Consider the following 15,147-nt stretch of genomic DNA (forward strand, 5'->3'; position numbering starts at 1 on the left):
CCACATCGGGGGATCCGGGGCCTGTCACGGGCCGGTCACGGCCCGGCGCCCCGTGCCCTTGTCGGCGGCCTCCACCGACTCCCAGAGCGTCTCGTACCACGGCGGCACCGCCGCCTGCTGCTTCACGGCCGACTGCGGCGCGCCCCGGTCGGGCTCCATCACCACGAAGCACTTCTCACCGGGGCCGCAGTAGTGCAGCCGTTCCTTGGCCGTCTTCTTGATCCAGTTGGGGTCGTCGCTCTGCCGGTCGCGCGCCAGCAGCGCCTGCTTCTCCGCCTCGACCCTGGCCTTCTCCGCGCGCAGCTCAGAGATGCTGCGGCGGAGGCTGATGTACTCGCGCACAGGGTAGGCCAGGCTCATCGCGATCGCGCACACCACGATGGCCAGGATGGCGGCCCGCCCGGTGAGCTGCGGCCTTTTCGCCAATTGCTGCACACCCCCTCAAGTACGGCTCGCGACCGGAACAACGGGGTGCCGCGAGCCGTACTCGAAACTAGCGCCGAAAACGCGGGAAAGCCGCGCGACCCGCGTAGCGCGCCGCGTCGTCGAGGAGCTCCTCGATGCGCAGGAGCTGGTTGTACTTGGCCACGCGGTCGGAACGGGCCGGCGCGCCGGTCTTGATCTGACCGCAGTTGACCGCCACCGCCAGGTCGGCGATCGTGGTGTCCTCGGTCTCGCCGGAGCGGTGGCTCATCATGCACCGGTAGCCGCTGCGGTGGGCCAGGTCGACGGCGTCGAGCGTCTCCGACAGCGTGCCGATCTGGTTGACCTTGACCAGCAGGGCGTTGGCCGCGCCCTCGTCGATGCCGCGGCCGAGCCGCTCGGGGTTGGTCACGAACAGGTCGTCGCCGACGAGCTGCACCTTGTCGCCCAGGGCGGCGGTGATGGCCTTCCAGCCCTCCCAGTCCTCCTCGTCGAGCGGGTCCTCGATGGAGACCAGCGGGTAGTTGGCGACCAGGTCCTCGTAGAACGCGATCAGCTCCTGCGCCGGAACGCCCTTCCCGTCGATCGTGTAGACGCCGTCCTTGTGGAACTCGGAGGCCGCCACGTCGAGCGCCAGCGCCACGTCCTCGCCCGGCACGTAGCCGGCCCGCTCGATGGCGACCAGGATCAGGTCGAGCGCGTCGCGGTTGGACGGCAGGTTGGGCGCGAAGCCGCCCTCGTCGCCCAGGCCCGTGGCGTAGCCCTTCTCCTTGAGCACGCCCTTGAGCGCGTGGTAGACCTCGGTGCCCATGCGCACGGCCTCGCGGAACGTCTCCGCCCCGATCGGCGCGATCATGAACTCCTGGATGTCGACGTTGGTGTCGGCGTGGGCGCCGCCGTTGAGGATGTTCATCATCGGCACGGGCAGCAGGTGCGCGTTGGGGCCGCCCAGGTAGCGGAACAGCGGCAGGTCGGCGCTGTCGGCGGCGGCCTTGGCCACGGCGAGCGAGACGCCCAGGATCGCGTTGGCCCCGAGCTTGCCCTTGTTCGGCGTGCGGTCGAGGTCGATCATGATCTGGTCGATGATGCGCTGGTCCTCGGCCTCGACCCCGCTGATCTCCTCGAAGATCTCGTCGGTCACCGCGAGGACGGCCTTCTCCACGCCCTTGCCGCCGTAGCGCTTGCCGCCGTCACGCAGCTCGACCGCCTCGAACTGGCCGGTGGACGCCCCGCTCGGCACGGCCGCCCGGCCGGTGCTGCCGTCGTCGAGGACGACCTCGACCTCCACCGTGGGGTTGCCCCTGGAGTCGAGGATCTCGCGAGCGTAAACGACCTCGATGGTAGCCACGGGATGCGCTCCTAATTCGAATGGCAATATGCCATCAGAGCCTATCGGTACGGCCACGCGCCGAGTCGGCCGCTCCGCCCGCCCGGGGGCGGTTCGAGCGCCCCTAGCCGGCGGACGACTCCCATGTGCGCACGCGCTCCCGGTACGACCGCGCCGCGCCCCTCAGCTCCGCCTCGGCGTCGAGCCCGGCCTCGGCGGCCCGGCGCACCAGGTCGAACAGCTCTCGCGCGACCCCCTGCCCGACCGCGGCCGACAGCGACTCGGGCGCCCCGGCCCGCTCGGCCCGGCGCAGGAGCTGCGCGGCCAGCGACAGCGCGGGCTGCCCCATGGGCACGCCCTCGAGCACCGACTCCCGGCCCTTGGCCGCCCGCTCGGCGGCCTTGATCGCGTCCCAGTTGTCGGCGACCTCGTCGGCGCTCTCGGCCCGTACCGACCCGAACACGTGCGGGTGGCGGCGGACCAGCTTCTCCACGATCCCGGCCGAGACGTCGTCGATGTCGAAGCCCTCGGCCACCCGCGCGTGGAAGACCACCTGCAGCAGCAGGTCGCCCAGCTCCTCCCGGAGCGCCGGGTAGTCGCCCTGCTCGATCGTCTCGAGCACCTCGTAGGTCTCTTCCAGCAAGTACGGCGCCAACGTCTCGTGCGTCTGCCTGCGGTCCCACGGGCACTCGGCGCGCAGCCGGTCCATGACCGCCACCAGGTCGAGCACCCCCGCCCCCGGCAGGTCGTACGAGCCCGGCACGACCTCGATGAGCGGCGGCTCGTCGAGCGCGACGGCGGCGTGCCCGACGGCGCGCATGAAGTCCTCGCCGTCCTGCTCCGACAGCCACACCACGGTCTCGCCCACCGCGCGCACGGCCAGCGCGCGCGGATCGGGCTCGACCACCTCCACCTCGATGCCGGCCTCGGCCAGGTAGGGAAGCAGCGGATGGGCGCCGGAGCCGGTCAGCACCGGCCCCGAGCGCAGGGCCTGCCAGGCGTGGTGGCCGAGCAGGCCCGGCGCCACCCTGGGCGAGGTGGTGACGACGATCAGCGCCACGATCAGCCCTCGGTCGGCTGCGGCGCCTGCTGCTGGGTGAGCTTGCCGAACCTGCCGGTGTCGACGAACAGCGCCGGGTTCTCCTGGGAGCGCTGGGCGTTGAGCGCGCCGAAACGCGGGTTGTAGATCGGCTTGATGGAGCTGAACTCCTCGATCAGCCGCTGCTGACCGGCCTGCCCGCCGAACTGCGTCTGGAGCTTGGTCAGGCCCACCATGGCGTGCGCGTACTCGCGGGCGTCGGCCGGCGCGACGCCGTTGGCCAGCAGGTTGATCTCGGGCGACTCGAACTGGCCCGGGTCCTTGAGCGCGGTGTCGACCTCGGTCTCGCTCACCTGCACCTTGTGACGGGCCAGGAGCTGGTTCGTCACGCTCACGTTGACCAGACGCTGCAGCACGGCCTGGATAGCCGGCACGCCGAGCGCCGACTCGTCCAGCTTGGCCTGCTTCAGCGCGGCCAGGTAACCCTTCGTGTCCGCGTTGAGCTCACTCATGGAGATGCGCTCGTTCCCGACCACGGCCGCGGCGCCGGCCTGCATGGGCGAGGAGCAGGCGGTCAGTGCCACAACCGCCGCAGCGGCGGCCGCAGCCACTCGTATCGACTTCACGTACGTCCCTTTCCGACCAGAAACCGCCGCTAGCTTACCCGTGCCGGCTCGAGGAACATCGCCTCGACCAGGTCACCGCACCATTTGAGCAGGTCGAGATCGCGCAACGGCTGCCCGCCCAGCGGCTTGGTCTTGGGAACCGGCACCAGCAGCGTCTCGGCCGCCTGCTTGTATATCGCCTTCTTGTACAGCCGGTCGAGACGCACCTGCTGCGACTCCCTGAGCCGGGCCGGGCCGAACTTGATGTTCTGGCCCTGCAGCGTGACGTCGGTGAGCCCGGCCGCGCGGGCCCTGATCCGGAACCTGGCGACCGCGAACAGGTTCTCGACCTCCGCCGGAGGCCTGCCGTAACGGTCGGTCAGCTCGTCGCGCACCTCGTCGATGTCGATCTCGGCGGCGATGCCCGCGATCCGCTTGTACGCCTCCAGCCGCAGCCGCTCGGAGGTCACGTAGTCGTGCGGGATGTGGGCGTTGATCGGCAGCTCGACCTTGACGTCCGGCTGCTCCTCCTGCGCCTCCCCGCCCGACAGTTTGGCCTTCTGCTCCTGCACGGCCTCGGCCATGAGCCGGACGTACAGGTCGAAGCCGACGCCCGCGATGAACCCCGACTGCTCGGCGCCCAGCACATTGCCCGCGCCGCGGATCTCCAGGTCCTTCATCGCGACGTACATGCCCGCGCCCATCTCGGTGTGCTGCGAGATCGTCGCGAGCCGCTCGTGCGCGGTCTCGGTCAGCGGCTTCTCCGGCGGATACAGGAAGTACGCGTAACCGCGCTCCCTGCCTCGCCCGACGCGCCCGCGGAGCTGGTGCAACTGCGACAGGCCGTAGTTGTCGGCCCGGTCGACGATCAGCGTGTTGGCGTTGGGCACGTCGAGGCCCGACTCGACGATCGTGGTGGAGACGAGCAGGTCGTACTCCCGCTCCCAGAAGCCCACCATGATCTTCTCGAGCTGGTGCTCGTTCATCTGCCCGTGCGCCACCGCGACGCGGGCCTCGGGCACCAGCTCACGCAGCCGCGCGGCGACCTTGTTGATCGAGGCCACCCGGTTGTGCACGAAGAAGATCTGCCCGTCGCGCATCAGCTCGCGCCGGATCGCCGCCCCGATCTGCTTCTCCTCGTACGGCCCCACGAACGTGAGGATCGGGTGCCGCTCCTCCGGCGGGGTGAGGATCGTGGACATCTCGCGGATGCCGGTCAGCCCCATCTCCAGGGTGCGCGGGATCGGCGTGGCCGACATGGCCAGCACGTCCACCTGCGTGCGCAGGTGCTTCATGGCCTCCTTGTGCTCGACGCCGAAGCGCTGCTCCTCGTCGATGATGATCAGCCCCAGGTCCTTGAACCTGACCTCGGGGCTGAGCAGCCGGTGGGTGCCGATCACGACGTCCACCGCGCCCGAGCGCAGCCCCTCGATCGTGCCCTTGACCTCGCCGTCGGTCTGGAAGCGGGAGATCGGCTTGATCGAGATCGGGAAGCTGGAGAAGCGCTCGGCGAAGGTGGACATGTGCTGCTGCACCAGCAGCGTCGTCGGCACCAGCACCGCGACCTGCTTGCCGTCCTGGACGGCCTTGAACGCCGCCCGCACCGCGATCTCGGTCTTGCCGTAGCCGACGTCGCCGCAGATCAGCCGGTCCATCGGGACGCCGCGCTCCATGTCGCGCTTGACCTCGTCGATGGCCTCGAGCTGGTCGCCGGTCTCGGCGTACGGGAAGGCGTCCTCCATCTCCCGCTGCCACGGCGTGTCGGTCCCGAAGGCGTGCCCCGGCGAGGCCATGCGGGCGGAGTAGAGCCTGATCAGCTCGCCGGCGATCTCCTTGACCGCCTTCTTCGCCCTGGACTTGGCCTTGGCCCAGTCGGCGCCGCCCATGCGGTTGAGGGTGGGCGCCTCGCCGCCGACGTAGCGGGTGACCTCGTCGAGCTGGTCGGTCGGGACGTAGAGGCGGTCGCCCTTGGCGTACTCGATGACCAGGTACTCGCGGGTGGCGCCCTGCACGGTGCGCTGCACCATCTCGACGTAGCGGCCCACGCCGTGCTGCTCGTGCACCACGTGGTCGCCCACCTTGAGCTGGAGCGGGTCCACCATGTTGCGGCGGCGCGAGGGCAGGCGCCGCATGTCCTTGGTGGAGGCTTTCTGGCCGACCAGGTCGAGGTGGGTGAGCACGGCCAGGCCGGGGGTGATGAAGCCGTGCTCGATCAGGCCGGTCGAGACGTGCACGACCTTGGGCTCGGGCGCCTTGTCGAGGTACTGCTGAAGCCGGGCCGGCACGTCGACGCCCTTGAGCAGCTCCACCATGCGCTCGGCCGGGCCGTGGCCCTCGCTGAGCAGCACGACGGCCTTCTCCTCGGCCAGCCAGCCCTTGATGTCGGCCAGCGCCTTGGCGGTGTCGCCGCGGTAGGCCTCGGAGTCTTGAGCGGCCAGTTCCACGCCGCCGCCGAACGGGGCCATCGTCCACCACGGCTGGCCCAGCGCGTCGGCGTGGTCGCGGATCTCCTCCAGCGTGCGGAACGCCGCCGCGCCCAGGTCGATCGGCGCCTCGCCGCCGGCCGCGGCGTTGATCCAGGAGGCTTCGAGGAACTCCTGCGAGGTGCGGACGAGCTCCTCGGCCCGGCCCCTGATCCGCTCGGGGTCGCACACGAACACCCCCGACCTGACCGGCAGGTGGTCGAGCAGCAGGTCCATCTCCCCGGCCAGCACGGGCGCGAACGCCTCCATGCCCTCGACCGGCATGCCCTCGGCGAGCTGGTCGAGCACCTCGGCCAGCGCCGGGTGCTGCTCGGCCAGCTCGCGGGCCCGCTCCCGCACCTCGCCGGTCAGCAGCAGCTCCCGGCACGGCGGCGCGAACAGCCCGTCCTCGGCCGCCTCCAGCGAGCGCTGGTCGGCCACCTTGAACCAGCGGATCTCCTCGACGGTGTCGCCCCAGAACTCCAGCCGCAGCGGGTGCTCCTCGGTCGGCGGGAACACGTCGAGCAGCCCGCCGCGCACGGCCACCTCGCCGCGCTTCTCCACCATGTCGACCCGGTGGTAGCCGTTGGTGACCAGGTTGTCCACGACGGTGTCGAGCTCGGCGTCGTCGCCGGCCCGCAACCGGATGGGCTCCAGGTCGCCCAGGCCCTTCACGATCGGCTGCAACAGGGCCCGCACGGGGGCCACGACCACGCTCAGCGGCCCGGCAGCGGCGTCGCCCTTGACCGGGTGGGCCAGCCTGCGCAGCACCGCCAGCCGCTGGCCCACGGTGTCGCTGCGCGGTGAGAGCCGCTCGTGCGGCAGCGTCTCCCAGGCCGGGAACACCGCCACGGCGCTCGGCTCGATCAGGCTCGTCAGCGCGGCGGCGAGGTCTTCGGCCTCACGGCCGGTGGCGGTGACGGCCAGCACGGTGCGCTGGTCGTGCGTGGCCAGCGCGGCCACGCCGAACGGCCGCAACGCGGACGGCGCGATCAACGAGACGTCGCCGCCCTCTTCGAGAGCGGCGGACAGCTTCGGGTCGGCGCGAACAAGGTCAAGTAGCCCGGAAAGACTCATCAGATACGCCCACAGCCCCACAACGGCAACACGATTACCCCCGGCCGAGTCAGGTCGCGGGGGTCCTCCTCAAGGGTACTCGCCGCCGCGGCTCAGCCAACTCGGTAACCAGGCACGGAAGGCCAGCGCACGGTGAGCACGGTGGAATCGGCCTCCGCCCGCCACGAATGGTCGACGCCCTTGCCCCACACCACGTAGTCGCCCGGCTCGGACAGCAGCACGCTCCGGCCCGGCAGCTCCACCCGGAACCGGCCGCTGATCAGCACCAGCAGCGCCGTGCGCCGCTCGCCCCTGACCCACTTCTCGCGCTCGTCGCCCGCCGGGTGCACGCCCCACTTGATCTCGACGTCGTCGCTGTGCCGCGGATCGCCCGGGGGTTTGAAGTGGCCGAGCAGCCAGCCCTGGTCGCCGGCCCCGTCCGCGCCCGCGTTGCCCACGTAGACCCCGTCGCCCCCATCGCTCACGGGCCGGGACGCTAGCAGGGAAATGCCTTACGCGGAGGGATCGATTGATTACTGTAGGTCACATGTCTGAGGTGCGATCGGTCGCCCAGCGAGGCGACCTCTTCGGTCAGAGGCTCCGCGAGCACTGTGCCGGGCAACCGATGAGGCGGCTGGACGTGCTGGTCGCCGGGTGCGCCGGCGACCAGGCGCCGGTGCTCGAACACGTCGAGACCAGGGCCACCGGAGCCGACGAGGACCATCCCGCGATCAGGCGGGTCCTGGCGGAGCGGGCCGACCTCGTCGCCTGGTCGCTGGGCGACCTGCGCTCGGTGCCGCTGCCGCCCCGGGCGTTCGACGTCATCCAGCTCTCGTTCCTGCTGGAACGGGTGCGGCACGCCGAACTGGTCTTCGACCGGCTGCTGCAGTCGCTGCGGCCCGGGGGGCTGGTGCTGCTGCGCGTGCGCGATCGGCGCTCGGCGTACGGGCTGCTCGACCGGCTCACGCCGGCGCTGCTGCGGCGGGCCGTCTGGCGGGGGCTGGTGCACCCCGGCACGCCGGGGCCGCTGCCGGCCGTGTACGAGCCCCTGGCCTCCAGCGACGGGCTGCACGCGTTCTGCCTGAGCCGGGGGCTGATGATCACCGACGACGAGCGTCACACCAGCGGGCCCGCCCGCGCCCGCCGGGCCGGGGCCGCCGCCGTGACGCTGATGTCCAGGCTGACCAGCGGCCGTTTCCCCGCCTCCCACGACGAGATCACCATGGTGATCCGCAAGCCCCAGCACCACTTCGCACGGCTGCTCTGAGCGTCAGCGCCATCAAGGGGCCGTCGAGGGCCGTCGAGGGAGGGGGCGTGAACACGGGGGTGCCGTGGCCACCGGCAGGGGTCTGGCGACACACTGGTGTCAGCCGGTAGACTCCTTTCCTACCAATTCAATCGGAATAGTTGGGATGCAGACAACGTGGAGTGGACCCCCGACCCGCGCGAGCTGGCCGACCTCGAACTGCTGCTCTCCGGCGCGTTCGAGCCGCTGACGGGGTTCCTCGGCCACGACGACGCGCACACCGTCCACGAGCACGGCACGCTGGCCGACGGCACCCCGTGGCCCGCGCCCGTCACCCTCCACGTCGCCGCCGACCTGAACCTGGGCGACGAGGTCACCCTGCTCGACCCCGAGGGCCTGCCGCTGGCCGTGCTGACCGTGGCCGCGCACGAGCCCGACGGCCTTACCGCGGGCCCGCTCAAGACGCTGAGCGCGCCGGAGCACGGGCCGTTCGCGCGCCTGCGGCGGACGCCCGCCCAGGTGCGGACGGAGCTCGACGGGCGGCCCGCGCTGGCCGTCACCATGCGGGGCCCGCTCGACGACCTCACCGAGATCGTCGCCACCGCCAAGGAGCTCGACGCGGCGATCCTGCTGCTCCCCCTCTCCTACGGCGAGGCGGGCCCGGCCGTGGTCCGCGCCGCGCTGCGCGCCAAGGAGCAGCTCCCCGCGGACACGATCGTCGTCCCGGTGCCGCTGGCCCCCCGCGACGAGCCCGAGATCGACCTTGAGCTGCGCGAGCACGTCGCCGCCGCCTTCGGCGCCACCGAGCACCTGGCGGGCCCCGAGCCGGTGCGCATCCCCGGCCCGCCGCACCGTCGCGGCCTGGTGGTGTTCTTCACCGGGCTGTCGGGCTCGGGCAAGTCCACGATCGCCCGCGGCCTGCGTGACGCGCTGCTGGAGCTGGGCACCCGCACGGTGACCTACCTCGACGGCGATGTGGTGCGCCACCTGCTGTCCAAGGGCCTGACCTTCTCCAAGCAGGACCGCGACCTGAACATCCGCCGGATCGGCTTCGTCGCCGCCGAGACCGCCCGCCACGGCGGACTGGCCGTCTGCGCCCCGATCGCGCCGTACGCGGCCACCCGCGAGGAGGTGCGCGAGATGGTCGAGTCCGTCGGGGCCGACTTCCTGCTCGTGCACGTCGCCACCCCGCTGGAGGAGTGCGAGCGACGCGACCGCAAGGGCCTGTACGCCAAGGCCCGCGCCGGCCTCATCCCCGAGTTCACCGGCATCTCCGACCCCTACGAGGAGCCGGACGACGCCGACCTGGTCATCGACACCACGCACCTGTCGATCGAGGCGGCCGTGTCCCGGGTGCTGGACACGCTGCGGGGCGGAGGCTGGGTCCGTTGATCGACGGGGCGTTGATCGGCGGGTCGTTCCTGGTCGCCGTCGTGGTCGGGCTGACCGGGATGGGCGGCGGGGCGCTCATGACCCCGATGATGATGCTGTTCTTCAACGTCCCGCCGCTGGCGGCGGTCTCCAGCGACCTGGTGGCCTCGGCCGTGATGAAGCCGGTCGGCGGCGTCGTGCACCTGCGGCGGGGCACCGTCAACCTGCGCCTGGTCGGCTGGCTGTGCGTGGGGTCGGTGCCGGCGGCCTTCTGCGGGGTGTTCCTGGCCAGGGCGTTCGCCGTCTCCGACGCCGTCAAGTACGCGCTCGGCGTCGCGCTGCTGCTGGCCGTGGCGGGCATGGCGGTGAAGAGCTGGCTCGGCGGGCGGGGCGGCACGTCGAGCGCGCACGACATCGTCGTGCGCCCAATCCCTACTCTACTGGTCGGTACGGTCGGCGGCCTGGTGGTGGGCGTCTCCTCCGTCGGTTCGGGATCGCTGATCATCGTGGCCCTGCTCGTGCTCTATCCGGCGCTCAAGGCCAACCAGCTCGTCGGCACCGACCTCGTGCAGGCCGTGCCCCTGGTCGCCGCCGCCGCGCTCGGCCACCTGCTGTTCGGCGACTTCCAGCTCGATCTGACGGTGTCGCTGCTCATCGGCTCGATCCCGGGCGTCTACCTCGGCGCGCGGATCTCCTCACGCGCTCCGGGCGGCCTGATCAGGGCCATGCTGGCAATCGTCCTGCTCGCCTCGGCGCTCAAGCTGCTCGACGCGAGCAACGCGCTCACCGTCGGGGCGCTCGTGGCGGCCACCGCGGTCACCGTGATCGGCTGGCGGCTGCGGGTCAGGTCCGCGGCACGGGCGTCGAGCGAAAGTACGGATCTCGAGCCAGCTCGCTGAAGGCCCGGTCGGCCCCGGGGTCGGAGTCGAAGCTCGTGTCACCGCGCGGCGCCTGTGGCGAGTCGAAGTAGATCAGCGCCTTGATCTGCGGATACTGCTTGATCTGACGCCGCACGGACTCGAAGAAGCGGCGCTTGAACGAGCGGTCCCTGGCCCGCTCGAAGACCCCCCACTCGGCCACCATGACCGGCTTGCCGGGGAAGCGCGCCTGCATCCACCGGTAGAAGCCCTGCCAGTCGGGGTACTCCCTGCGCATCTTGTTCACGAGCTCGTCGAAGTCGTGCACCCGGTCGTCGGCGTAGGGGTCCATGGCCACCCAGTCGACCACGTCGTCACCGGGGTAGAGCTCCTCGAACCAGGGCTTGGCCGCCCAGTTGGGCGCCCCCATGTACGTCATCACCACGACCGCGTTCCGCACGCCCTTCTCGCGCAGCCGCAGCACGACGTGCCGGAACATGGCCGCGTAGTCGGCCGCCTCCATGCCGGAGCCCGAGGAGGCGTCGACGTCGTTCTCCGGCTCGTGGTGCAGGGTGAGGAAGAAGCGTTCGGGAAAGGTGCGTCTCAGGTATCCGGCCAGCCGGTCGATCCGGGCGTCGAGGCCGCCACGGGCGATCTCCGCCCACGTGTGGTCGAACGACGGCTTCCAGTTGATCATGAGCACCCGTGGCCTGGACGGGTCGCGGGCCAGCCTGATCTCCGCCTCGGTGGGGAACAACTCGCTGCCCCGGTGATAGACGTGCAGCACGTCGGCCGCCGCGTCCATGCGCTGCTCGGCCCCGTGCAGCGCCTGCTCGATCGAGGCGCCGGTGAAGACCTCGGGGGCCAGGCCCCACCACGCGCCGCACGACGGGATGAGCCTAGTGGTGACCGTGCAGGTGGGCGTGCCCGCCTGGTTGGCCACGGGGGACGGGGGCGGCGCCGGCCGGGCGCCGGGGTTGTCGGCACTGGAGCAGGCGGTGGCCAGTACCGCGGCAATGACCGGAATACACCATTTAACCTGTTTTCTTGGAGAAATTCCCCGTTGTTGCAAAGCCTTCCAACCCCCTCGTCGAACGACCCCCGCGTTTCACACCTGAACCTTGCCATGTCATTCCTGGAACTTCAGCCAGTGTGGAAGTCTCCCCAGTTCATAGCGCTGAGGTGACATCCACGATTTCGTGAAATTTCGCTTTTCGGGAGAGCTTCTTTTTGGCCTTACCGGAGAAAATCTTGGGTATTCAGCCGTGGCGCTCACCGTCACTCTTATAGTGAGCGCACATGAGGCCCGGCACCGACCTGGACGAGCACCTCTCCCTGTTGCGCAGGCGGTGGCTGCTCCTCGTGGGCTGCGTCGTGTTCGGCGGCACCGCGGGGCTGGCGCTGCTGCGCCTCACCCCGCCCGCCTACACCGCGACGACACAGGTGCTGGTCATGCCGGTCGGCCCGCAGGAGCCGGGCAACCAGGTGACCAGCCGCCAGCGCGAGTCGCTCAACCTCGACACCGAGGCCCAGATCGCGCAGTCCGCCGTGGTCGCCGCCCGCGCCGCAAGGGCTCTCGGCCGCGGCGACGTCCACCCCGTCGAGGTCGCCGTGCCGCCCAACTCCGCGGTGCTGATGATCTCGGTGACGGCCCCCGAGCCCGGCACCGCCTCCGCGCAGTCGCGCGCGTACGCCGAGGCATATCTGACCAACCGCCGCGAGAGCGCGATGACCTCCATGGCCGAGCAGCAGGACGCGGTGCTGAGCAAGCTCAAGCAGGTCAACGCCGGCATCGACCACGTGATCAAGCAGCTCGGCAGCCTGCCCAAGGGCGGCCCCGAGCACGCGATCGCCACCCAGCGGCAGGGCGTGCTCAACCGGCAGGCGGCCAGCCTGGCACTGAAGTACGACGCGCTCAGGACGATCGCGGTCACCCCCGGCTCGGTGATCAGCCAGGCCGCGCCGCCCGAGGCGCCCAGCTCTCCCAGGCTGCCCCTCTACCTGGGCACCGGGCTGATGGCGGGGCTGCTGACCGGCTCGGCCGCCGCCTACCTCCGCGACCGCTTCGATCGGCGGCTGCGCACGCCCGCCGACGTCGAGCGGCTCACCGGGCTGTCCGTGCTCGGCGACCTGTCCAGCCCGCGCGAGCACGGCGTGCTGCACGACCTGGCCTGCGCCGTGGTCTCCGCCTGCCCCGGCAAGCGGCTGCTGGTCCGGGCGCTGCCCGCCGACCTGTACGCCTCGTCGCTGGCCGAGCCGCTCGCCGTCAGCGCGCCGCTGATCGTGCTCGACGGCTCCGACGTCCGCGACTTGGCCAGGGCCGACGCGGCCGTGCTGCTGGTGGGCCTGGGCCGGGTCACCTCCGAGGACGTCGTCGCCGCCGCCCGCCAGCTCGCCAGGCACGACGTGCCGGTCATCGGCGTGGTGACGGCCACCGACGCGGTGCCGTCGTTCGTCCCGCTGCTGGAGCCGCGCCCGCACACCCCGCTCGGCAAGCTCGTCGCGACCGGCGAGCTGGAACCGAGCGTGTCGGCCGAGACCACCCCCATGAAGGCGATCCACCACCCGCGGCGGCCGGGCACGCAGACGTGAGCGGGCCGGCGTGGCCCATCGCCGCGCTGCTGGTCGGCTATCCGGTCTGGTGGGCGCTGGGGTTCGGCGGGCTGTCGGTGATCGTGCTGGCCGTGCCCATGGCGGTGCTGCTGTGGCGGCGGCGGCCGGTGAAGGTGCCGCGCGGCTTCGGACTGTGGCTGCTGCTGCTGGCCGGCTACCTGGTCAGCGCGCTGATGCTGGGCGAGACGCCGCCCGGCACGTACGGGGAGCTCGGGCCGGGCCGGGTCCTCGGCTACGTGATGCGGCTGGCGCTGTACTGCTCCGTCCTGGTCATGGTGCTCTACCTGGGCAACCTCACCGAGCGGGAGCTGCCGCAGCTACGCCTGGTGCGCATGCTCGGCGTGCTGTTCGTCACCACGATCGCGGGCGGGCTGCTCGGCGTGTTCCTGCCCGGCTTCGCCTTCACCTCGCCGGTGGAGCTGTTGCTGCCGGACTGGATCAGCGGCAACTCCTTCGTGCAGAACCTCATCCACCCGACGGCCGCCCAGACGCAGAAGGTGCTCGGCTTCGCCTCCCCCAGGCCCGAGGCGCCGTACGAATGGGCCAACGCCTGGGGCAGCAACGCCTCGGTGCTGCTGGTCTGGTTCGTGGTGGGCTGGTGGGTGCACGGACGGGCCCGGCACCGGCTCTTCGTGGCCGTGGTGCTCGCCCTCGCCGTCATCCCCGTCGTGTACTCGCTCAACCGCGGTCTGTGGATCGGCCTCGGCCTGGCCGTGCTCTACGTGATCGTCCGGGTGGGCGGGCGGACCCGGGTCGCGCTCTGCGGCGCGCTCGCGGCGGCGGCGCTGGCGTTCATGCTCAGCCCGCTGGCCACGCTGTTCGCGCAGCGCCTGGACAATCCGCACTCCAACGACATCCGCGCCTTCACCGTCAGCGCCACCCTCACCGCCGCCGGGCACTCGCCGCTGATCGGGTACGGCAACACCCGCAACGCCACGGGCAACCACCGCACGATCACCACGGGCAAGACCGACTGGTGCGACACCTGCGGGCATCCGCCGCTGGGCAGCGACGGCCAGCTCTGGTTGCTGATGATCACGCAGGGGTTCACCGGGGCCGTGCTCTACGTGGCGTTCTTCGTGGGCGCGATCCGCCGCCACTGGCGCGACCGCAGCCCCGTGGGCCTGGCCGGGGTGCTCGTGATGGGGCTCGTGCTGCTCTACATGTTCGTCTACGACGGCCTGGTCACACCGCTCATCCTCTACCTCGTCTCGTTCGCCCTCCTGTGGAGGAACGCATGAACGACGCCGCCGTCCGGCTCGACTACCTGGCGCAGACCGTGCGGCTGCTGTTCCCCGGGCCCGGGGGGCCGCGGGCGTACACGCTGCTGCCGCACGCCGCCGTGCCGCGCAGGCTGGCGCCGCGCCGCTGGTGGCACGTGGGCTCGCGGATGGTGGTGCCGGTCGAGGGGTCCGTCGCGGCCCACCTCGGCGAGGTCTTCCGGCGGCCGGTCGAGACCGTGCTGCATGTGCGTCCGGCGCTGCGGGCCAACCGCAAGCCCGTCCTGGAGGTCCGCTCGGACGGGCGGCTGCTGGCGTTCGTGAAGGTCGGCGACACCGCGCGGGCCCGCGAGCTGGTCGCCGCCGAGGCGGCGGCCCTGCGCCGGCTGGCCGGGCTGTCGCTGCGCACGGTCACCGCGCCCACCGTGCTGCACCACGGCGACTGGCGCGGGCTGTCCGTGCTGGCGCTGTCCCCCCTGCCGGTACGCCGCGCCGGCCAGGTGCCGCGGACGCTGCTGCTGGACGCGGTCGCGGAGATCGCCGCCACCGGCGGGGACCGCCCGGCCTGGCACGGCGACCTCGCGCCCTGGAACATCTGCCGCTCCCCCGACGGGCGGCTGCTGGTGTGGGACTGGGAGCGGTACGAGGTCGGCGTCCCCTACGGCTTCGACGCCGTCCACCACTTCTTCCAGCGGGCCCTGCGCAGGATGGCGCCACCGGCCGCGGCGCGGGCGTGCGTGGCAGGCGCGGCCGGGGTGCTGGCGCCCCTGGGCCTGCCGGCGGCGACGGCCCGGCGGACCGCGGCCCGGTACCTGGTCACGCTGGCCCGGCGGCACGCCGCCGACGGCCACGCCCCGCTCGGCCCGCCTGAGTCCTGGCTCGACCCGGCCGTCGATCACGAGGAGCAACGCAGTTGAGGACGATTCAC

At 71.6% G+C, this 15,147-nt stretch carries 13 protein-coding genes; 6 read left to right on the forward strand and 7 right to left on the reverse strand.

Annotation, left to right across the window (positions count from 1 at the left end; genetic code table 11):
- Positions 1–24: 24 nt before the first annotated feature.
- The 6 genes from FAF44_RS06705 to FAF44_RS06730 form a co-directional block, all read right to left on the reverse strand.
- Positions 25–426 carry a septum formation initiator family protein gene (locus tag FAF44_RS06705; RefSeq protein ID WP_237102150.1) on the reverse strand — a complete coding sequence of 134 codons (402 nt, stop codon included), beginning with the start codon at positions 424–426 and terminating at the stop codon, positions 25–27.
- Between the two features lie 67 nt (positions 427–493).
- Positions 494–1,771: a phosphopyruvate hydratase gene (gene eno, locus FAF44_RS06710; protein ID WP_237102151.1), complete on the reverse strand. Its 1,278-nt coding sequence runs from the start codon at positions 1,769–1,771 to the stop codon at positions 494–496.
- A gap of 103 nt (positions 1,772–1,874) precedes the next feature.
- On the reverse strand, positions 1,875–2,810 hold the full coding sequence (locus FAF44_RS06715) for a MazG family protein (protein ID WP_237102152.1): 936 nt from the start codon (positions 2,808–2,810) through the stop codon (positions 1,875–1,877).
- Positions 2,811–2,812: 2 nt separating this feature from the next.
- Positions 2,813–3,415 carry a SurA N-terminal domain-containing protein gene (locus tag FAF44_RS06720; RefSeq protein WP_308193288.1) on the reverse strand — a complete coding sequence of 201 codons (603 nt, stop codon included), beginning with the start codon at positions 3,413–3,415 and terminating at the stop codon, positions 2,813–2,815.
- 29 nt (positions 3,416–3,444) lie between these two features.
- Complete coding sequence (mfd, locus tag FAF44_RS06725) at positions 3,445–6,933, reverse strand: transcription-repair coupling factor (RefSeq protein WP_237102153.1); 3,489 nt, start codon at positions 6,931–6,933, stop codon at positions 3,445–3,447.
- A 92-nt stretch (positions 6,934–7,025) separates the two neighbouring features.
- Entirely contained in the window at positions 7,026–7,397 is a 372-nt protein-coding gene (locus FAF44_RS06730) for a signal peptidase I (protein WP_237102154.1), read from the reverse strand.
- Between the two features lie 62 nt (positions 7,398–7,459).
- Between FAF44_RS06730 and FAF44_RS06735 the strand changes: the two genes are divergently transcribed.
- From FAF44_RS06735 to FAF44_RS06745, 3 genes are all read left to right on the forward strand, one after another.
- Complete coding sequence (locus FAF44_RS06735) at positions 7,460–8,179, forward strand: bifunctional 2-polyprenyl-6-hydroxyphenol methylase/3-demethylubiquinol 3-O-methyltransferase UbiG (protein ID WP_237102155.1); 720 nt, start codon at positions 7,460–7,462, stop codon at positions 8,177–8,179.
- 156 nt (positions 8,180–8,335) lie between these two features.
- Complete coding sequence (gene cysC, locus FAF44_RS06740; RefSeq protein ID WP_237102156.1) at positions 8,336–9,550, forward strand: adenylyl-sulfate kinase; 1,215 nt, start codon at positions 8,336–8,338, stop codon at positions 9,548–9,550.
- Complete coding sequence (locus tag FAF44_RS06745) at positions 9,547–10,428, forward strand: sulfite exporter TauE/SafE family protein (protein WP_237102157.1); 882 nt, start codon at positions 9,547–9,549, stop codon at positions 10,426–10,428. The genes cysC and FAF44_RS06745 overlap by 4 nt, the downstream gene beginning before the upstream one ends.
- On the opposite strand, the gene FAF44_RS06750 is transcribed toward FAF44_RS06745, so the two are convergent.
- Positions 10,373–11,329, reverse strand: coding sequence for a glycoside hydrolase family 26 protein (locus FAF44_RS06750; RefSeq protein WP_237102158.1), 957 nt, complete (start codon positions 11,327–11,329; stop codon positions 10,373–10,375). The two genes, FAF44_RS06745 and FAF44_RS06750, sit on opposite strands and share 56 nt — an antisense overlap.
- Before the next feature lie 356 nt (positions 11,330–11,685).
- Here FAF44_RS06750 and FAF44_RS06755 point away from each other — a divergent pair, with 356 nt between their 5' ends.
- From FAF44_RS06755 to FAF44_RS06765, 3 genes are read left to right on the forward strand one after another with little or no spacing between them, the layout of a single operon-like run.
- Positions 11,686–12,978, forward strand: coding sequence for a Wzz/FepE/Etk N-terminal domain-containing protein (locus tag FAF44_RS06755; protein WP_237102159.1), 1,293 nt, complete (start codon positions 11,686–11,688; stop codon positions 12,976–12,978).
- The gene (locus tag FAF44_RS06760; protein WP_237102160.1) at positions 12,975–14,240 is read left to right on the forward strand and encodes a hypothetical protein; all 1,266 of its coding nucleotides are present in this window, start codon (positions 12,975–12,977) and stop codon (positions 14,238–14,240) included. Before FAF44_RS06755 ends, FAF44_RS06760 begins: the two co-directional genes overlap by 4 nt.
- Positions 14,237–15,136 (forward strand): hypothetical protein, encoded by a 900-nt coding sequence (locus FAF44_RS06765; protein ID WP_237102161.1) that lies wholly within the window; start codon positions 14,237–14,239, stop codon positions 15,134–15,136. Before FAF44_RS06760 ends, FAF44_RS06765 begins: the two co-directional genes overlap by 4 nt.
- Positions 15,137–15,147 lie beyond the last annotated feature (11 nt).

The organism is Nonomuraea sp. MG754425 (genome assembly GCF_021699195.1).
In the GTDB taxonomy this organism is placed as follows: domain Bacteria; phylum Actinomycetota; class Actinomycetes; order Streptosporangiales; family Streptosporangiaceae; genus Nonomuraea.